Annotated in this window: 16 protein-coding genes; 6 read left to right on the top strand and 10 right to left on the bottom strand. The window is 38.4% G+C overall.

All coding sequences use genetic code 11. The features are described from left to right. The first annotated feature begins 64 nt into the window (after positions 1–64). Both J1905_RS13305 and trhA read left to right on the top strand, forming a co-directional pair. Entirely contained in the window at positions 65–3,931 is a 3,867-nt protein-coding gene (locus J1905_RS13305; protein WP_214227769.1) for a TIM-barrel domain-containing protein, read from the top strand. Positions 3,932–4,050: 119 nt separating this feature from the next. Further along, the gene (gene trhA / locus J1905_RS13310; RefSeq protein WP_214227770.1) at positions 4,051–4,689 is read left to right on the top strand and encodes a PAQR family membrane homeostasis protein TrhA; all 639 of its coding nucleotides are present in this window, start codon (positions 4,051–4,053) and stop codon (positions 4,687–4,689) included. Between the two features lie 3 nt (positions 4,690–4,692). Here the strand turns inward: trhA and J1905_RS13315 are convergent, their stop codons facing one another. The 4 genes from J1905_RS13315 to J1905_RS13330 are packed head-to-tail and all read right to left on the bottom strand — an operon-like array spanning position 4,693 to position 8,137. Continuing rightward, complete coding sequence (locus J1905_RS13315) at positions 4,693–5,061, bottom strand: VOC family protein (RefSeq protein WP_214227771.1); 369 nt, start codon at positions 5,059–5,061, stop codon at positions 4,693–4,695. 16 nt (positions 5,062–5,077) lie between these two features. Then, positions 5,078–5,923, bottom strand: coding sequence for a prephenate dehydrogenase (locus J1905_RS13320; RefSeq protein ID WP_214227772.1), 846 nt, complete (start codon positions 5,921–5,923; stop codon positions 5,078–5,080). A 35-nt stretch (positions 5,924–5,958) separates the two neighbouring features. Beyond that, a complete protein-coding gene (locus J1905_RS13325; RefSeq protein WP_214227773.1) occupies positions 5,959–7,104 on the bottom strand; it encodes a pyridoxal phosphate-dependent aminotransferase in 1,146 nt (381 codons plus the stop codon). 52 nt (positions 7,105–7,156) lie between these two features. Beyond that, complete coding sequence (locus tag J1905_RS13330; RefSeq protein ID WP_214227774.1) at positions 7,157–8,137, bottom strand: GlxA family transcriptional regulator; 981 nt, start codon at positions 8,135–8,137, stop codon at positions 7,157–7,159. Between the two features lie 127 nt (positions 8,138–8,264). Between J1905_RS13330 and J1905_RS13335 the strand changes: the two genes are divergently transcribed. Then, positions 8,265–8,801: a dihydrofolate reductase family protein gene (locus J1905_RS13335; protein ID WP_214227775.1), complete on the top strand. Its 537-nt coding sequence runs from the start codon at positions 8,265–8,267 to the stop codon at positions 8,799–8,801. Between the two features lie 59 nt (positions 8,802–8,860). Here J1905_RS13335 and J1905_RS13340 read toward each other — a convergent pair whose 3' ends face one another. Both J1905_RS13340 and J1905_RS13345 read right to left on the bottom strand, forming a co-directional pair. Next, positions 8,861–10,183, bottom strand: coding sequence for a hypothetical protein (locus J1905_RS13340; RefSeq protein ID WP_214227776.1), 1,323 nt, complete (start codon positions 10,181–10,183; stop codon positions 8,861–8,863). An 18-nt stretch (positions 10,184–10,201) separates the two neighbouring features. After that, on the bottom strand, positions 10,202–12,601 hold the full coding sequence (locus tag J1905_RS13345; RefSeq protein ID WP_214227777.1) for a TonB-dependent receptor: 2,400 nt from the start codon (positions 12,599–12,601) through the stop codon (positions 10,202–10,204). Positions 12,602–12,680: 79 nt separating this feature from the next. On the opposite strand from J1905_RS13345, the gene J1905_RS13350 reads away from it, so the two are divergent. After that, positions 12,681–13,583, top strand: a complete 903-nt coding sequence (locus J1905_RS13350; protein WP_214227778.1) for a helix-turn-helix domain-containing protein — start codon at positions 12,681–12,683, stop codon at positions 13,581–13,583. A gap of 73 nt (positions 13,584–13,656) precedes the next feature. Here the strand turns inward: J1905_RS13350 and J1905_RS13355 are convergent, their stop codons facing one another. The 4 genes from J1905_RS13355 to J1905_RS13370 are packed head-to-tail and all read right to left on the bottom strand — an operon-like array spanning position 13,657 to position 18,778. Then, a complete protein-coding gene (locus J1905_RS13355) occupies positions 13,657–15,003 on the bottom strand; it encodes an anaerobic C4-dicarboxylate transporter family protein (protein WP_214227779.1) in 1,347 nt (448 codons plus the stop codon). Then, the gene (gene aspA / locus J1905_RS13360; protein WP_173090805.1) at positions 15,000–16,409 is read right to left on the bottom strand and encodes an aspartate ammonia-lyase; all 1,410 of its coding nucleotides are present in this window, start codon (positions 16,407–16,409) and stop codon (positions 15,000–15,002) included. The genes J1905_RS13355 and aspA overlap by 4 nt, the downstream gene beginning before the upstream one ends. Before the next feature lie 45 nt (positions 16,410–16,454). Beyond that, positions 16,455–17,504: a type II asparaginase gene (locus tag J1905_RS13365; RefSeq protein ID WP_250318093.1), complete on the bottom strand. Its 1,050-nt coding sequence runs from the start codon at positions 17,502–17,504 to the stop codon at positions 16,455–16,457. Between the two features lie 17 nt (positions 17,505–17,521). Further along, on the bottom strand, positions 17,522–18,778 hold the full coding sequence (locus J1905_RS13370) for a DcaP family trimeric outer membrane transporter (RefSeq protein ID WP_214227780.1): 1,257 nt from the start codon (positions 18,776–18,778) through the stop codon (positions 17,522–17,524). A gap of 228 nt (positions 18,779–19,006) precedes the next feature. On the opposite strand from J1905_RS13370, the gene J1905_RS13375 reads away from it, so the two are divergent. Continuing rightward, positions 19,007–19,408 (top strand): hypothetical protein, encoded by a 402-nt coding sequence (locus tag J1905_RS13375; RefSeq protein WP_214227781.1) that lies wholly within the window; start codon positions 19,007–19,009, stop codon positions 19,406–19,408. A gap of 97 nt (positions 19,409–19,505) precedes the next feature. Then, the gene (locus J1905_RS13380; RefSeq protein ID WP_214227782.1) at positions 19,506–20,876 is read left to right on the top strand and encodes a TolC family protein; all 1,371 of its coding nucleotides are present in this window, start codon (positions 19,506–19,508) and stop codon (positions 20,874–20,876) included. Positions 20,877–20,881: the final 5 nt, after the last annotated feature.

Below are 20,881 nucleotides of genomic sequence, written 5' to 3' on the forward strand. Positions count from 1 at the left end.
CTAATACCTAAATAAATTGATGCCTCTCCATAGAAGATGTCAGAGAAAATTTATTAAATAAATTATGATGAAAACATTTTGGAGTTCTAAACCTCAAAACACAGCTTTGTTTGCCTTAGCTTTTCCATTACTGATCTCCCAATTACCTGCCGGAGCAGTACAAAAAACAACCACCTTTCAACAGGTAGTACAACAGAACCAAAAAGTTATTAGCGCAAAAAAGATTAGCCCAACTGTAATTGAGGTACTATTCTCCAACAATCAAAAACTGACGTTAGACTTTTATGGTGACAATATTTTCAGGCTTTTCCAGGACAATTCGGGTGGAGTTATCAGAGATCCACAAGCTAAGCCAGAAGCAAAGATTTTGGTTGATAACCCTCGTAAATCGGTTGCAAAACTAAATCTGACTGACGAGAATAATCAAATCACAATATCAACAGATAAGATTGCCGTTCAGATAGACAAGAATACCACATTATTAAAGATTACTAATCTGGCTACTAAGGCTGTCATTTTAGAAGAAACAGCACCAATTCGTTTTGAAAAGGGAGAAGTAATGCTGTCTTTAAAAGAAAATCCTCAGGAGTATTTTTATGGTGGCGGTGTACAGAATGGACGTTTCTCACACAAGGGGAAAGCGATTTCTATCGAAAATCAGAATAGCTGGACCGATGGTGGTGTTGCATCTCCTACCCCTTATTACTGGTCGTCTAATGGTTATGGCTTCATGTGGTATACCTTCAAAAAAGGTAAATATGATTTTGGGGCTAAAGAAAAAGGTTTGGTTAAACTATCGCATGAAACAGACTATCTTGACGTCTTTTTTATGGCTGGAGACGGTGCTGCTGCACTTTTAAACAACTTTTATCAGTTGACAGGAAATCCTGTGCTATTACCGAAGTTTGGTTTTTACCAAGGACATTTAAATGCTTACAATAGGGATTTTTGGAAGGAAGATGAAAAAGGGATTTTGTTTGAAGATGGCAAACGCTATCAAGAAAGTCAGAAAGATAATGGAGGGATAAAAGAATCTCTTAATGGTGAGAAAAACAATTATCAGTTTTCCGCTCGCGCCGTTATCGACAGGTATAAAAGGAATGATATGCCGTTTGGTTGGATCCTACCTAATGATGGTTATGGCGCCGGATACGGACAAACAGAATCTTTAGATGGGAATGTTCAAAACCTAAAAAGCTTGGGTGATTACGCACATAAAAACGGGGTTGAAATTGGATTGTGGACTCAGTCGGATCTTCATCCTAAACCTGAGGTTAGTGCTTTACTACAAAGGGATATTATTAAAGAGGTAAAAGACGCAGGTGTACGCGTATTAAAAACTGACGTGGCATGGGTTGGTGAAGGATATTCATTTGGGCTTAATGGCGTTAGTGATGTAGCTCAAATCCAATCTAAATATGGCAACAACAGCAGACCTTTCATTATATCATTAGATGGTTGGGCTGGTACGCAACGCTATGCTGGTATCTGGTCAGGTGATCAAACTGGTGGTGTTTGGGAATACATTCGTTTTCATATCCCTACTTATTTAGGCTCAGGTTTATCGGGTCAGCCTAATATTACTTCTGATATGGACGGTATTTTTGGCGGTAAAAATACTGCAATCAATACCAGAGATTTCCAATGGAAAACCTTTACGCCGATGCAATTGAATATGGATGGCTGGGGTTCTAACGAAAAGTATCCGCAGGCACTTGGTGAACCGACTACATCTATTAACCGTAATTATTTAAAACTTAAATCGGAACTAACGCCTTATACTTATAGCATTGCCAGAGAAGCGGTAACAGGATTACCAATGATCAGAGCTATGTTCCTGGAGTTTCCAAATGCATATACGTATGGGATTGCGACTCAGTATCAATTCTTGTATGGGCCTAATTTCTTAGTGGCGCCAATTTATCAGGCAACAAAATCTGATGACAAGGGCAATGATATCCGCAATGGCATTTACTTACCGGAAGGAATTTGGATTGACTATTTTACGGGTGAAAAATATGCTGGAAATAGTATCCTGAACAATTTTGATGCTCCAATATGGAAACTGCCTTTATTTGTTAAAAATGGAGCAATTATTCCGTTAACAAATCCTAACAATAATGTAATGGGGATTAACAAAGGAATCCGCATCTATGAAGTTTATCCATCAGGTAAAAGCTCGTTTACAGAGTATGATGATGATGGAACTACTGAACAGTACAAATTAGGTAAAGGTGTTTCTAACTTAATTGAATCTGAAGTAGATAAAAAGAACCGTGCAATTGTAACTATCCATCCTACAACGGGTGATTTTAATGGTTTTGTAAAGGAAAAGGCAACTCAGTTTATCGTCAATGTAACTGAAAAGCCTAAAAAACTATCTGTTAAGGTTGGAAAAGATAAAGTTAAATTGACTGAGGTAAATTCGATGAACGACTTCCTGAGTAAAGAGAATGTGTTTTTCTATGATGCAACTCCGAACTTAAATAGGTTTTCTACCAAAGGAAGTGAATTTGAGAAAGTTGTGATTGCTAAAAACCCTCAGCTTCTGATAAAAATAAATGCTACTGACATTACAGCTAACACTGTAATTGCTACTATTGAAGATTTCAAATTTGAACCTGCAAATACGCAACGTGTTTCGTCGGGAAAATTAACTGCTCCGCTTAATGCAGTTGTTTCAGATAAAAACATTGAGGCTTATACATTGAAACCAACATGGGCAAAGGTAGACCATGCAGATTTCTATGAAATAGATTTCAATGGCATGCATTACACCACAATCAAAGACACTACTTTGTTGTTTGATGGATTGACAGCAGAAACACCATATTCATTTAAGCTACGTGCGGTAAATAAAGACGGCTATTCTGACTGGACAGAGTTTAAGGCAACTACTAAATCTAACCCGCTAGAATTTGCAATTCCAGGAATTGTTGCAGAGACAACTTGTGCAAATGAAGAAGGATCGGAAATAGATAAGTTGTTTGATTACGATGAAGGTAATATGTGGCATACGAAATGGAGCGCAAAAGCTGTTCCTTTTGATATGATTATGAACCTAAAAACAGTGAATCAGCTAGATAAATTCCAATATCTACCACGCACAGGAAGAGGAAATGGAATAATATTAAAAGGTAAAGTTTTTTATAGTAACAACAAAGAAAACTGGACACAGGCTGGTACTTTTGAATGGGCAAACAATGATCAGGTTAAAGTATTTAATTTTGATACCCATCCATCGGCCCGTTACATTAAAATCTCGGTTACAGAAGGTGTTGGTAATTTTGGTTCTGGTAGAGAATTGTATGTTTTCAAAGTTCCTGGAACGGAAAGTTATCTTCCTGGTGACATCAACAATGACCGTTTGGTTGATATGAACGATTTAACGTCTTATACTAACTATACCGGATTGAGAAAAGGTGATGCTGATTTTGAAGGTTACATCAGTAATGGTGATATCAACAAAAATAACTTGATTGATGCGTACGATATTTCACTTGTAGCTACCCAGCTTGATGGTGGAGTAAATGATAGTAAGATTGACAAAGTAGCTGGTAAGCTTGAAATAAGCACAGCAAAACAGAACTATAACAAGGATGAAATCGTTGAGGTTAAAGTGAAAGGTATAAACCTTAAGTCGGTGAACGCGTTTAGTTTTGCATTGCCTTACAATCCTCAGGATTATGAATTTGTAGGTGTACAAACATTGAACACAAAGCAAATGGAGAACCTGACTTATGACAGGCTACACTCAAATGGAACTAAAGCTTTGTATGCAACCTTTGTAAACTTAGGTAACAAAGAAGCTTCAACAGGCAATTCGGATCTGTTTGTATTGAAACTGAAAGCAAAACGCAAGGTTAAATTCGACCTTAAAGCTCTTGATGGAGTTTTGGTTGATAAGAACCTAAATACTGTTGGTTTTTAATACAATTTCATAAAACAACTTTTCGCAAAAGCCTTTAGATCATAGGTCTAAAGGCTTTTGTAGTTATCGCAACTTTTGCCTCCATTAATTGTTAATCTATTTAACGGGCAATCAAATTAATGGAGGCAATTAAAAATAAGTATACAAGGAAGCAAGAACTCATCCATGGATTGATTCATGGCGTTGGGGTTATATTTGGTGTTAGTGGTTTGCCTGTACTAATAGGAATTGCCACGGCCCACAATAATATATCTGCAATTGTTGGGGCCGGGATATACGGTTTTTGTTTCATGCTGCTATTCACTTGCTCTATGATCTACCATCTGGCGATAGAACCCGCAGTAAAAAGACTATTCGAAATCTTTGATCACATTAGCATTTACTTCCTGATTGCCGGAACCTACACCCCATTCTTACTGGTTTACATGAACAATAGCTTCGGGATTACACTACTTTCAGTGTTATGGAGCTTAACACTTTTGGGCATCCTCTTTAAAATATGGTTTACAGGAAAGTTCAATATGGTATCCACAATCATTTACCTGCTTATGGGCTGGATGATGTTAATCGGGGGAAATACGTTTTTTGCAGTACTTCCTCAATCAGTAATCATCATGCTGTTTATTGGTGCCGGTTTGTACTCAGCGGGAACTGCTTTCTATTTGTTTGGAAAACGATCTTATACCCATGCAATATGGCATACTTTGGTACTGGCAGCAGCCATTTGTCATTATGTAGCGGTACTGCTTTCTATGTAAATATTAGCTTTTAAAAAATTCACCAAAGTGCCAAAGGATTCCGGAGGGGTCATGTAAAAAGCACTCCTTACCCCAATAATCTGTACGGATAGGTGTGAGTTTTGCATCTCTATATTTAGCTGTTAGGTTCAAGGCCAAAAGCTCTTGCCAGTACCGATCTACATCATCAACCTCTAAAAAGATCATGGTGTTATCTACCCAATCCTTCACATAAGCATCCTGCAGGTAAAACGCCATACCTTCTGTTGTAAAAACAGACATATCAGGTGTAATTACATTTTCGTGAAACCCAAGATCTCTGTAAAAACTCCTTGAAAGCTCAAAATCTTTGGCTCCAATAAACGGTCTGATGGATCTTACTTTATGTTCCATAGGATTAGCCTTTTTATTACTTTCTATCTAGTACGTCCTTGATTTTGTTCGCATTTTCCATTAACTCGGTGAGATAAGCCCAGTTCTCTTTTTCAATGCAGGATTTAAATTTCCTAAGTTGGGTAATATGTTCGTTTAATACATCAAGCACATTTTCCTTGTTTTGCTTAAAGATCGGCATCCACATGGCAGGGCTACTTTTGGCTAGTCTTACTGTACTTTCGAAACCAGCACTGGCCAATTCGAATATCGCATTTTCTTCCTTCTCCTTTTCAAGAACCGTGTTGGCTAAAGCAAAAGAGGTGATATGAGAAATATGACTGACATAGGCTACGTGTACATCGTGATCCTTTCCATTCATATACACATTATACATACCAAGCAAAGTATATACCTTTTCTACTGTTTCAAGTGCATCTTTATCACTATCTGCGGCATCACATATTACGTTTGCCCGACCATCAAAAGAATCTAATGTTGCAGCTTCGGGTCCGCTAAATTCTGTACCCCACATTGGGTGAGTAGCTATATATCTACCTCTATTAACATGCCCCTTAACTGCATTAAGCAAAGACATTTTGGTAGATCCCGTATCAAATACAATCTGATGCTTTACCTGATCTAATATCTCAGGTAATAATGCAGCACAAACACTTACCGGAGCACTAAGTATAACAAGATCACTGCCTGCTATTGCACTAGCCAGATCGGTTATTTCATCAACAATACCAAGTTCTAGTGCTTTCTGTGCATGTACTTCCTGATTGTCTACTCCCAGTACTTTTGAGGCAAAGCCTTTTTGCTTTAACACCAAAGCCATGGAACCACCAATAAGTCCGAGGCCCACTACTGCTATTTTCATTATCTAAACTTGATTATAGTGTATCTTCAATTATATTATTTACTAATGCGGGCTATAGCCTCTTCAAATCTGGAAAGGTCGCCACAAAGACTGATTCTAATGTATCGATTACCTTGGTTTCCAAATATGCCTCCCGGAGTAAGAAAAACGTTTGCTTCATAAAGGATTTCATCGCTAAGTGCATAAGCATCCGCATAATGGTCCGGGATTTTTGCCCATACAAATAAACCTACTTGTGTAAGCTCATAACTGCAACCTAAAATATCGAGTATCTCATATACTTTACCTCTTCTTTCCGAATATATGCTATTGATATGATTATACCAATCTTGACCCAGGCTTAAAGCTTTTGCAGCAGCCAATTGTAATGGCATAAACATACCGCTATCCATATTACTCTTAAACCTCAATACCTCTTCAATTCGCTCCTTAGCCCCACAAAGCATACCAATACGCCAGCCAGCCATATTGTGTGATTTGCTTAAAGAGTTTAACTCTAGTGCTACGTCTTTAGCTCCCGGTATCGACAAAAGACTTGCAGGATTATCATTTAGGATGAAACTATAAGGGTTATCGTTTACTAACAGGATACTGTTTTCCTTTGCAAAACGGACTAAGTTTTCGAACAATTTAATATCTACCTGCTGACCCGTAGGCATGTGCGGGTAGTTTACAAACATTAGTTTGACTTTGCTTAGATCCGTTGCCGCCAAAGCTTCAAGGTCAGGGTACCAGTTATTTTCTTCTGTTAATAGGTAACTTACAGATTTACCACCTGCCAGTTTAACGGCACTACCATAGGTAGGATATCCTGGGTTAGGTATTAATGCTTCGTCGCCCTCATTCAAATAGGTCATACAGATGTGCATGATACCTTCCTTTGAACCCAATAGCGGCAATACTTCGGTATCCGGGTTAAGAGTTACCTGATACCTTTGCTGGTACCAATCTGCAAAAGCTTGCCGCAATGCAGGGATGCCTTTATATCCTTGATAACCGTGTACTCCGGGCTTAGCAGCTTCTTCCTGCAATGTTTTAATCACATCTGGATGAGGCGGAAGATCGGGGCTGCCGATACCTAAGTTAATGATGTTTTTACCTTCTTTATTAAGAGATTCTATTTCCCTCAGTTTTTGGGAGAAGTAGTATTCACTAACCCCCTCCATTCTTTTTGCAATCATTAATGTTTTATTGGAGTGCTAATTTATGAGAATTATAGAATAAATTGAATTTTTAGTGCTTTAAAGTACTGTATTTGTTGCTATATTCAATTGGAGATACACCTGTAATTCTCTTAAATAGAGAACGGAATGCCTTTGAGTCTGTATAACCAGTTTCAAACATTACTTCATTCACTGACTTTTTACTAAGCTCAAAGTTCCTTTTTGCGGCTTCTATCTTTACTCTTTGTAAATATTCAACAATTGTATTTGAAGTGGCTTTTTTAAACCTTAGCTCTAAACTTCTTCTGCCAATACAATATAATTGCGCCAGTTCATCGACAGTTATTTTTTCTTGAAAATGCTCTTCAATATATTTCTGGACACTTTTCACTTTTTCATCGCTATGTTGCTTCTGTCCACTAAAAATTATAAATGCTGATTGGCTTTTATAGCTAATGTCTATTTGAAAAACCTTGGAACAATGTACCGCTACTTCACGACCGGTATATTTCTCGATAAGGTACAATATTAGATTCATATACGAATAACCTCCCCCGCTGGAATAAAGACCTCGTTCATCAACAATTACCTTATCTGTTTCAATCATTACTTTGGGAAACATCTTCTTAAAATCTTCAGCGACCATCCAATTCGTGGCGCATTTTCTCTGATCTAGTAAGCCAGTAGAAGCTAACAAAAATGCCCCAATACATAAACTTGCTATCTCCGAACCATGATGATTGTGCTGTCCCTGTATCCATTTCAGAAATTCTTTATTCTTGTCAATAGTAGTTTGCAAATCAGTTTGAAAACAGGGTGGAATTATAATTAAATCTGTTTTCTTCACTGCATCAATATGGTCATTTGGTTTAACACTAAACAATCCGCCTTTAGAAGTTATTTCCCTGGATATACCAACAAAATTCAGATGAAAATAAGGTTGCCTACCAAGACTTACCAAAAAATCATTTGCTTCAGTAAAAAGATCACATGTGCCATCAACAATACCAATATGTACGCCTATAGGAACCAAAACTGAGATGTGCTTCATAGTATCAAAAATACCTTTAAAAAACTTCGCAATCAACCCCTGATAATTACGAATACGCACCCGAAGATTTACATTCAGCCTCTCTAATTTTGGATAGACAGGTGTTTTACATATTAAATCAAAAAAAATGAGAAAGTTAATTGTATCGATGATGGTTTCTATAGATGGCTTTATAGAGGGGCCAAATAAAGAATTGGATTATTTTACTGATGATGATAGGTTGATGGATTATTTCGACGATATCATAGACGAAGTTGAGCTATTTATATACGGCAGAAAGTCTTATGAATTAATGATTCAATACTGGCCTAAAGCAGAAGGCCGCTTTGCTGAAAAGATGAACAAAAAACGTAAACTGATTTTTTCGAGGTCATTAAAACAGGTAACATGGAATTCTGAATTAATTAGTGGTGATACTTCGGGTATTATAAATGAGCTTAAGAATAAACCAGGTAAAGATCTTGTTCTTTTCGCTGGTGCGGACATCCTTTCAACATTTATAAAACTGAATTTAGTAGATGAATTTAGGCTAATTACTTATCCTGTGGTTCTTGGTAAGGGCACTCCTCTATTTAAAGATGTCAGTGGACCTTTTCTTCTAAAGAAATTAAGAACAGAAAATTTTGATAACGGTTGCGTTTTAAATGTCTATTTACCTCAATAAACAAAAAAACAGGTACTGGATATACCGGCACCTGTTTTTAAAAACCAACTAGAGTTATACTAGAATATACCTATATAATGGTTTCCTGTTTTGTTAATTAATTTGGCTCCTTTAGTTAAGGCACCTGTTCTACTGTTCATAATAAAGATGTTACCATCTTTACCAACAGGAGTAACTGCTACAAAAACCTCATCTCCATTCACTACAAATCCTTGATATTGACCAAAACTTAAATCCACATCATCAGGAATAGCAACTTTTGTTGCTGTTTTTGCATTCAAATCTATACGAGCAATATACCCACCTTTGTCTGCTATACTATAAACTACATAGCCAATTCCTTTTCCTGCATATCTCCAGGCATCTACATAGGTTCCGGTTACACCCAATGCAGCATCCAGGCTAAATACATAAGAGTTGTCGTATTCATTGTTCTGGTTGATCTTTAGGATATGTGAACCATTAAGACCATTTTGAGTCGCTTGATAGATATTTCCATCCTCACTTAAGAAAGCATTGAAACTACGGTACCCATTGGTGTTACCTTGACTAACAGTAGAAGATATCAATTTAGGGTTTTTCAAAGAAGGATAATCAACTACTAAAGATTTCGAAGATATTTTAACTTTACCAGTGTTGTCAGATTGTCCTGTTGCAGGATCGTATTTACTTCTTGAAGCACCGATGATCAGTTTATCTCCGGCCTTGTTTAACACCGGCCCATCTAAACGACCAATGTAAAATCCTTTAGCTTCTTCTTCAGCTGAAAGTGGAATTTCATACTGCTCATAGGTTTTAATACCTGCAGCCTGTAAATTTAAAGATAAAACAGTCGAAGTTCCTCTAGCATATTTATAAGTTTTGCCATCTGCTTCAGTAGTAATTTTAACACCGGAAACATTAACCGCAACACCTGTTTGATCATTATCAAAAAGCTTAACCCATCTTGGAGAGGCAGTTGCATAATTTGCGATATTTACCTTGTCACTCAATTCAGTATAGCTACTACCGCCATTTACCTTATATTTTGAAAACTCACCTCCATTTGGACCTGTGTAGGCAATATTAAAAAGTACGCTACCATCAATAGATGACTGTAAACGAGCAGTACGTTGCGATCTTACAGGAAAACCATTTGTATAAACATCGATAGATTTATCAGGATTTTTTGCATCATTTACACTTACAGAATACACCATGGTACCACCGTTACCATCACCTGCAGTTGTTCCCATTAAAGCACCAGAAACTGTAACCCAACGATCAGCATCGCCCAGATTTTCTTCCGGTGCAGGGTTTTCTTTATCTTTTGAACAACTTGTTATAGTCATCGCTGTTGCGACCGCTCCAAACATCAGGAGTTTTAAAAATTGTCTTTTCATCTTGATTATAAATTGATTTTAAAAGTTATTAATGGTATAGTTTAATTTTAAGTAAAAGGCTCTTCCCGGTCTTTGAGAGGCGAAATTATCATAAGCTTCTTTGTTGAATATGTTTTTTGCATCAAAGCTGACAACCACCTTTTTGTTCGGGAACAGATAGCTGGCTCCTACATCCTGAATAAATTGGTTAGGTGTGCGATAATAATTATCACGTGTTGGCATCCAGGTGGTTTCAAATGGATTCACAAAGCCAAAATTGTAGTACAGATTCAGTGTAGATTTTTTCTGTAGTACATTGTCCATTCTATATTGGGCGTTCCCGTTTACGGTAAAAAAAGGCTCATTAGGAATTTGCTTATTGTGATATGGTGAGACTTCATCTTTAATAAGGGTGTTGAATTTTGAGGTATTCAACATCACATTCAGATTGCGGTATACATAGTTAAGCTCAGCTTCAAAACCTATAGATCTTGTTCCGGGAAGATTGACACTTTCTGAAGTAGGCATCACAGTTACTGGCCTGTCGTTAGACCTGATCACAATTTTATCCTGCGTATTCCTAAGAAACCCTGATACAGACAAAGAAACTTTATGCTCTCCAAGACCATATGATCCAGCTCTGAATCCTAGGTTAAAGTTGTTACTGGTTTCTGGTTTGATATTAGGATTAGGCAATAGATTTGAACTTTGATTGCCAAATACTTCACCTTCTCCTGGCATTCTTAAAGCTCTTTCGGCCGATGCGATCAGAACCAGGTTAGATTTTAGCGCATAAGAGCCCGCAAATCCATAACCTGTAGAATTCCTATTACTTTTAGTGATCTTTTCTATCCTGGTAGTTTGTCCGTTTACAGTTTGTGCCTGAGGCTCTACTCTCTCTATGTTCTGTTGGTAATATTTGACAAACACATTAGTTTTTAACCGATTCTCCAGCGCATCCATTTCATAAGTAAATGTGCTTACATTGGTAGTTAAATCACTAGTGATGTCATACATCTGTTCCAGGATTGTTTTAAGCTGATCAGCATCTTGCCTATCCACAGTATAGAATCCATGATTAAATACCAACTTGTGGCCATCCGCAATATTGTAGCTCAAACCAGCCCTCAATGATCCAATTTGTCGGTTAATATCAGCCATACTAGCAGGCCCTTGCTGGGCTCCTTCTCTGGATTTGAATGGCTTACCATGGATATCAATAATTGGCTTACCATCCCAGTTGTACCTGTAGCTCACTGTATCCTGAAGATATTCCTTCCTGTCGCTATATACACCATTAAAGGTCAGTTTCAATCCCTTTAGCAAAAAGTCTTTTTTAACATAATCTAACCCAATGATATGGGCTTTGGATTCTGAAAATCTACCCATATATGGCACTGACATGTATTGACCGTGCTGTATTTCTTTGTAAGTATAAGAACCATTGTAGTTCAGCATGAAGTTATCAGCCCATTTTACATCAGTAAAACCAGCTTCTAAGCGTCCACCATAAGTTTTAAAACCATCGTTGAAGCGTTTGCCTCTGGTTTGCGACTCTACTCCGTTGGCATTTTGATTTTTAACCCATTTCCCCCATACCTCGTAATCATTATCGGAATAACCATAAAACCCTGATCCCCTTAAAGTAAGACCGGTTCTAGTATCGCGATACATTCCACTCAAGTCCGTCTGCTGGGTATTAAATGAACCATATGAGGCCGATGCAGTGAGGTTATTGCGTTGCGCTCCCTTTTTCAATACGACATTAATACCTCCACCCAGGTAATCGCCAGACAAGTGTGCCGGCAATACTCCTTTATATACTTCTATCCTTTCAATCATAGATGGCGGGATATTATTCAGGTTAAAAGAGGAACCATAAGTGGAAATCTCGATACCATCAATAAAGATTCCGATAGCTCTGCCCGACATGCCATTTAGGTTATAATCAGAATTAGAGCCAAAACCGCCTGTTTGTCGTACCCTAACTCCCACTGTCCTATTCAACAACTCGTTGGTTTGTAAATTTCGTAATGATGCTGCTTTAGTATCAACCACATTCACCGCAAAGCCCGAAGTTTCAATTTCTCTTTTCTTCGACTTTCCCTCTACCATTACTTGCTTTAGTTCTCTATCTGCTATCCCTTTCACATGAACATTCACTACAGTTGTTTCCTCATCAACCTTGATTGCTATGCTTTTAAGTTCCGTAATAACAGAGCTGATCATCAAAGTGTACTTACCATAAGTAACCGATGTTATTTCATACTTTCCTTGATCATCTGTTGCAGTTGTTCTCTTGAGCTCTTTTAGTGTAATTGCAGCACCGGCAACAGGTTTTCCGTGATGGTCAGTTACAATACCTGATATGTTTCCGGTTTGTGCAAATGCTATTGTTGTAAAGAACGATAGAAGAACAATTAATAGACAATGTCTCATGGTGTGTGTAACTTTTTTAATGTTTTCTTTAGAAGCAGTCTTAATAACAATAACTTCGCCGCAAAGATAGGCGCTGTATATGACGCAAACGGGAGTAGAATTAACGCTAAAGGGAGAATTTGGACAGAACACCAGAAATGAATTTTTGCCAACATTCCAAATGATTTTTGTGCTCAGGGGAAAGTTAGTATTTTCAAATATAGACGAGCACACAAGCTATGGACAGATTGAAAGTCAGCAACATAACCTATTCTGCATTCCTCCAAAAGCTAGTAGAATACTGGCCGATGCAAATGACGAAATCATTTGCATTAACTTCAGCACTTCTTTTCTAGACAGGTATTTACCTAACAACCATCTTGCTTATCAAAAATTAACCAGTGGTCTGATCACTGAAGAGATCTCAAGATTATCTCTGTTAAACATGTACATCACCCCGGAGATTAGTGCAATATTACAACGCCTTGAAAATTCACCATTTAAGGGTTTCTGTGATCAACTTTTGCTAGAGTCGAAAGTAATTGAATTGTTGGCATTACAAATCGCTCAGTTTGAACAGCCTCAAACAGCTGTACAGCCATTGCAATTAAAAGAAGAAGAATTGGAAAGAATGAATGAGGCAAGAGAAGTTTTGCTCAATCATACCGGAGAAAAGCTTTCCCTACGTACACTAGCCCATATGGTAGGTACTAACGAATTTAACCTTAAACGCAATTTTAAAATTGCATTCGGAGAAACGGTATTCGGCTACCTGAACCACTATAAAATGGAACAGGCTAAGACTATGCTGATCGAGAAAGATATTACCATCGCGGAGCTTTCTTTAAAAATGGGATATAAACACGCCACGCATTTCACAAGTGCCTTTAAAAAGTATTTTGGCTATTTGCCCAATAAAATAAAATCTTGTAAGCTATCTCTTTTGATCTTCTTTGAAGATTTGTCTGTAGTGCTTGAGAACTTTGGGCTCTTAATGGGGTAATTAGAATAAAGCCATCGTTATTCTTAGTCATCGTCATTCTGAGAGCCTAGCTTCAGAATAACGATGGGAGCTCCTACAACAGCACTCCGCTTAAAATAAAACCTACAATAATTGTTACCGTTATTGCAACCATACCCGGTAGCATAAAACTATGGTTCACTACAAACCTCCCAATTTTTGTACTTCCCGTTCGGTCAAAATCTATTGCAGCAACAAGAGTTGGGTAGCCCGGCAACAAGAAATCGCCATTTACAGCCGGAAACATGGCCAACAAATGAGGATTGGTGATTCCAAGCATAACACCCATTGGCATAAGCGTTCTGGTTGTTGCAGCCTGACTAAAAGTTAAAGCTCCCATCAGGAATAAAGCAATTGCAAAAGTCCACGGCTGATTTGTAACAATATCCCTAAAGGTATTCTCAATTACAGTTTCGTTGGCTAACATAAAAGTAGCACTCATCCACACCACACCAAGCACGGAAACTACAGCAGTAGCCATTGAAGTAAACAAACTCATCTTAGCTACTTTTGCGGCTGAGGTTTTAGTAATAAGCATGATACATGCCGAAGCAGAAAGCGTAACCATAATAATCAAAGTAGTCAGATTAATAGTTCCATCAGCATTTACGCTAAAACTCTTTCCACCTCCAACGTATGGAACATAGTTTGGAAATGCGCCAAAAAAGATGATGAGTAAGATTGCAACACCAAATATTGCTACAGCAGTTTTAGCTCCCGGTGCAGGTGTATAGCTTGATACACCATTCTCTACACTACCTGTGGTCATTGAACGTGCAAACTCAGGGTCTTTCATTTTCTCTATAAAAATCGGATCCTGATCTAGCTCCAATCCTTTTTTGCGTACCGCCAAAATACTTGCAAATATTCCGCAAATAGCAGCTGGGATACAAATCTTCATAATGTCTATTGAAGCAGAAGAATAGGCAAGAATAGTCACCAGTGAAGCCGTCGCTGCACTCATCGGACTTCCAGTAATGGCCAAATGGGACGCAATAACGGAAACAGACAGCGGCCTTTCCGGACGTATACGCTGCTTAGCCGAAACCTCCGCTATAATCGGCAAAAGGGAATACACAATATGTGCAGTCCCGGCAAATAAACACAAAAAGTAAGTTGTAAAAGGTGCAATAAAAGTAATGTGGCTTGGGTTTTTTCTAATGATACGTTCGGCAATGCTAACCAGATAATCTAAACCACCTGCTGCCTGTAAAGTAGCAGCGGTGGTTACGATAGCCAGAATAATTAGTAGTACGGGTATAGGTGGTTCTGCAGGTGTCATTTTAAACACCAGCACAAAAATCAGTAAACCTACCATTCCCATTACTCCCAGACCAATGCCTTTCATTCTGGATCCAATAAGGATCATGGCCAGCAAAATGCCTAATTGCACGAATATCATTGTGCAATGAATTTAGGGTGGATTAAATTCTCAATGGAATAAACTTCATCCCATTTGGCTTGGGTAATCAATTTTCTTTCGGTCACTACAATCTCGTAAACCGACTTACCTGTTTTAAGAGCCTCTTTGGCTATAGATGCGCATTCCTCATAACCCAAAATTGGATTTAACTGCGTTACTATTCCTATACTTTGCATCACCAGATTTTTGCTGTGCTCCACATTGGCAGTAATACCGACAACACATTTCTTCCTAAGCGTGTTGCAGGCTTTAGTTAAATATTGTAATGAAGTAAACAATGCCATACCAATTACCGGCTCCATTACATTAAGCTGTAACTGTCCGGCTTCGGCTGCCATAGTCACTGTTAGATCTGCACCAATCACGTAAAAGCAGGTCTGATTCATCAATTCAGGTATTACCGGATTTACTTTCCCAGGCATAATAGATGACCCCGGTTGCATCGCCGGAAGGTTAATTTCATTCAAACCGCAACGAGGGCCACTACTTAACAGCCTTAAATCATTACATATCTTGCTTAATTTTATTGCATTACGTTTTAACGTACCGCTCAATTGTACCAAAGCCCCCGTATCATAAGTTGCTTCAATCAGATCGGCCGAAAGTACTACAGGAACCTTGCTGATATCTGCCAGATATTTTACACACAACGCAGAATATCCCTCTGGGGCATTTACACCTGTGCCGATGGCTGTTGCTCCCATATTTACTTCTGTAATGAGCAGAGAGGCTTCTCTAATGCGCATTACATCTTCGCCTAAGGTGGTTGCAAAAGCATTAAACTCCTGGCCTAAGGTCATAGGTACCGCATCCTGAAGTTGAGTCCTTCCCATTTTTAAAACATCCTCAAACTCTTTTCCTTTATCATAAAAGGCCTTTTGCAATTTTTCGAGTGCCATAGAAAACGCTGCTATTTTAAGGTAAACTGCAATTCTAAATGCTGTAGGATATGCATCGTTGGTACTTTGCGAAAGGTTTACGTCATTATTTGGGTGTAAATGAATGTACTCCCCTTTTTTATGACCCAAATATTCGAGTCCTAAATTGGCAATAACCTCATTTGCATTCATATTGGTCGAAGTTCCTGCACCACCTTGTATTAAATCACTCACAAACTGATCTGTAAACTCACCATCTATCAATCTATCGCAAGCATAAGCAATGGCTTCAGCCTTTTTAGGATCTAAAATACCCAAATCTCTGTTGGCTAATGCAGCAGCCTTTTTAACATGACCAAAGGCCTTTATAAAAAGAGGTTCACTACCAATTGGGATACCGGTAATATCGAAATTTTCTTTAGCGCGCATGGTTTGAACGCCATAGTAACAGTCATTGCTAATTTCTTTTTCACCTAAGAAATCATGCTCAATTCGAAAAGATGCCATAATAATTTGGTTTAGATAGTATAAATGGTGTTAGTTTAAAATCTTTTAATAGCGTAAAAAATATTGCTGAAGTTCAGCGGTATTGTGCGTTTTCAACAAGCCCAGCATGATCAGTATCCGGGCTTTTTGTGGGTTTAAGTCATCCGTTACAATCGTTCCTAATTCTTTATCATCAACCTCACCATCCTCTACAACTCTTCCGGATACGCACCTGCTTGCCCTGCAAACTACAATTCCTGCAGCCACCGCTTTTTTAACTGAGCTGGTAAATGCTTTTGAAAAATTCCCATTACCCACTCCGGCAATAACAATACCTGCAGCCTTTTCTTTAATTAGAAGATCGAGATATGCCGGAGAGGCATCGGCATAAGTATAAACGATTTCTACTTTTGGAAAAACAGTATTGTCATCTACCTTGAACTGAGGCAAGGGAGAAACCTGGCGATCTGAACTTTTATAAAACTCAACCTTTCCATCAAATACCTGCCCAATAGCTCCACTATTAGGTGCACCAAACGCGTTTACTTTAGTGGTACTTAGTTTAGTAACATCTCTTGAATTAAAGATGGATTCATTAAAGGAAACCAAAACTCCCCTTCCCTTGCTTTTAGGATCTGCAGCAAGTGTAATTGCATCAAATAGATTTTTAGGCCCATCCGCACTAATCGCTGTTGATGCCCGCATAGCGCCCGTTAATACCACCGGGTTATCGTATGCCACTACCAAATCCAGAAAATAGGCAGTTTCTTCTTGTGTATCTGTACCATGGGTAATCACAATTCCATCAGCTTCTTTTTTGCTAAAAATCTCATTGATTCTTACTGCGAGTTTTTTCCAGATTTCCAAACTCATATCCTGACTACCTACAGCTGAAATCTGTTCGCCACTTACCTCTGCAACATTTTTTATGGATGGTATTGTGCCTATTAAATCGGCTACCGGAATTTTACCTGCTGTATAACCGGCACGATCTGCCGAAGCCCCCTGACCTGCAATAGTTCCGCCTGTGGCAAGAATTATAATTCTTGGTTTCTGGCCGTAAGCTACCTGTAGCAACAGCACCATCATTAAAAACATCAGTATTCTTTTCATCATCGTTTATTTTTAAGCGTTTAAAAATTATACAACATTCCGAAGTTTATACGTACAGCATCTTTCCCTTTGGTGGTGTTTTGATCGATTTTAAGTTCTTTATAACCTATTTGGGGTTCAAAACCAATCATCAGGTTATCCAATAAATTATAGGAGAGATTTAAAGTGAAGTGGTAATTGGTCATTTCGTTCCAAGTGTCAACAGTTCCCTCTCCGCCCGAAAAGTGGTTGTAAGAAGCAATTACCATGGTATGGAACTTGGCCGTCCAAAACCGCTGATAAGAAACAAAACCGGAATGGACATCTAACAGATTTAATATACCCTGTCCATTTTCATTAGCAAAGCCATCCAGACCGGATCCACCAACAGCTAAAAAATAATCTGAAATGCCTTTTCCAATATTCCATTGCGCCTGTAGGTTGTTTACGAGGCCAGATTTTTTATTAAAAAATATACTAGCCATACCTGTTAGGCCCCAACCATTTGCAGTTTTATACTTAAAATCAGTGGTAGTTGTCTGTATGTTTTTAGAATCGTAACCAATATTTCGGTATATCCCGGCAACTTTTAAAAAGCCCCCATTATCGTAATCATATCTTAAAGCACCTATCACGTCAGGAATCCTCCTGGGTGCATAATCGACACCAAAATCTACGTTAGTAGTATAATCAAATAGCCTTCTGGGTTCCATTTGCTCGATAGCAAGTTCATAACCAGTCCTACTTTTTTTGCTAAATTTATTTCTATAATTAAGTTGAATTCTTCTGCTCAACACCATTCCGGTAGGTCCATCCCAGTCAAGCAAACTAGCAGGCCATAAATCAGGATCACCAAAAGTAGACCAGTTTTGCCCCAATGTAAAGTGGGCATATTTAATCCAGGCATGGCGAAGTCTGAACAAGGAAGTACGATTGGGCCCTCCTTCAAAATCACCTTCCAGCATTGATTTTATCTCATTGCCATTACGAAGTTGTGTGGTTGATGAAAAACGAAGCTGGCTTTGCCTCATGTCTACCCAAAAGGCAGGTTTATTTCGGCCGTATACATCATTTTCATGAATCAGAAAGGAGCTGTTTCCGTGTAGATTTCCACTAATGTCATAAATACCGTTCAATTTTAAACGGCCAATCAGAAAAGAACTGATTTTAGGTTTTCCATTTAGAGAGTCTTTACTCTCGTATTTAATCAATTGTGCTTGTGTTTCACTAACAAAGAGAAAACAACCAATAAACAGCAGACCAAGTAGGTTATATGCATTAGTAGTTGTTTTCTTCATAAGCGCGTTAATATTATGAAAATCTGGTTAGTACAATGAAACTCTTGCACTTATATAACCATTTCACCCTTCATAATGTTTTTGGATTCTAAAAAAATAACTTTTGGCTTTAAATCGGGGTTGAAGAGGCGTTTTGCATCATACAAACCTAAAAAGTACCATACCATTTCCGTTCAAACCCCTATCTTTTTAAACAGGTTTAATTTAAAAACACTACTTTTGCTCCCAATGAGGAAACCAATTGAGTATAAATTAAACAGAATAAACCTTAGAGGCTACAGGCTTTTGAGTGCTTGCCTGTTGATTATGCTTGTGGTACTTTCGTCATGCGTGGTTAGAAAAGGTATCCAATATTTCCTTTCAAGCGACACTGTGTCAACCATGCAAAGTGGAAAAATGACTAAAATCGCTTGTCAAAAACTCTCTGATACCAAAAACGATCTACTATCATTTGCCAGTCAGCACAATTCTGGAAACGCATTATTTATGGCGCTTTACTGCCTGTTACCTGCTTTCCTTATTTCGCTGTTCACTGTCTTTAAAGATAATTTACGATTACCAGTTCCGTATTCGCTACTGCATTGGTCTCAACTTCCCCTGTTCCTGCAGAACAGACTTCTCTTAATATAGAATTATCGAATTGCGGTTTTACCGCCCATTTAGTACTGGATTAAATTCCGGTACCGGTTTACTATTGCCCAATTCTATAATTTAATTTTTAAAGAGAATGAAGTACACTCTTCAATTATCCTGTTTGGTGCTAATGGCATTTGCCACGCAAGTAAAAGCCCAGCAGAAAAATACATTAACACTTAAAGAAGCTTTTGCAGAAGCTGACAGAACTTATCCGGGTTTGGCCGAGCGCATTGCTGCTGTTGGTGAATATAAAATCCGTAAAAAGGAGGTTCAAAGCAAATCCATCCCTCAGGTACAACTGCAGGCACAAAACTCTTATGGAACTTTTCAGGGGAGTAGCGGGGCTTTTTTCCCGGTTCCCGGGGTTTTTAATGTTACAGGTAACAATTCGCCTTTAGGTAGTGAAGTTCAGACAACGGGGAACACTTTTGGATCGGCAGTTGTAGACTGGAAGGTTTTTGAATTTGGTAAACAGCGTAAAGCAATTGATGCAGCCGAATACCAGGCTCAGGGTGCTCAAAGTAGTTACGATGCCGCGCAATTGGCCTTACATGCTAAAGTTAGCAGGCTGTATCTTGATATTTATTACAGTAATGCCAATTTGAAATGGGCAGAAAAAAACGTAAAACGAGTTAACCAAATCCTTGATTTATCGGTTAGCTTATCATTAGCAGGACTAAAGCCCGGAGCTGATACCGCACTTGCCTCTTCTGCTTATTCGCAAGCTTTAGCGGTAAGGCACGAATGGCTTGGTAAATATGAAGCAAGTAAAGCCAGTTTTTATGAGGTTGTTCCATTACAGGATTGGTCTTTGCAAGAGCAAGTATTAGATAAGCACGAAAATACACCCACTGATAGCGTAAAAAAAGACCATCCTTACCTCCAGGTTATTGATAAGCAATTGCGCTACGAAAAAGCCAGGGAGCAGGTAGTCTCCCGTAAAATATTTCCATCGTTATCCATTCTGGGAGGAGTATCCACCAGAGGTAGCGGCATTGGAAAAAACGGAATTACAGATAATGGATTGGGCTCGGGATACCAGAATTTCGCCAACAACTACCTCGTAGGAATCGGGTTGAGCTGGAATATTAGCGGAGCTTATACCAGCTCCCTCGAAAAGAAACGATCGCAGAAAACCATTGAAGGGGTTCAGGCAAAATACAACCTTCAGAAGTTACAAATGAATACTTCTTTGCAGGCTTTATCATCAAGGATTAATCAGCAGGAGCAATTACTAAAAGAAAGTGGTAAGGCGTTTCAAAAGGCCTCAGATGCTTATGAGCTTTATTTATCCCGTTATGAGGGCGGACTGATCAATCTTATTGAACTGCTTCAAATCCAGTCATTACTACAGACTGCAGAGCGTGAAAACATTCAAGCCGGTCAGAATTACTGGAACCTGATTACCGCTCAGGCTGAAATTTCGGGCGACTTTTCTTATTTACTCAACCATTTTAATTAAGCACT

The organism is Pedobacter sp. B4-66 (genome assembly GCF_018492665.1).
Lineage (GTDB): Bacteria > Bacteroidota > Bacteroidia > Sphingobacteriales > Sphingobacteriaceae > Pedobacter.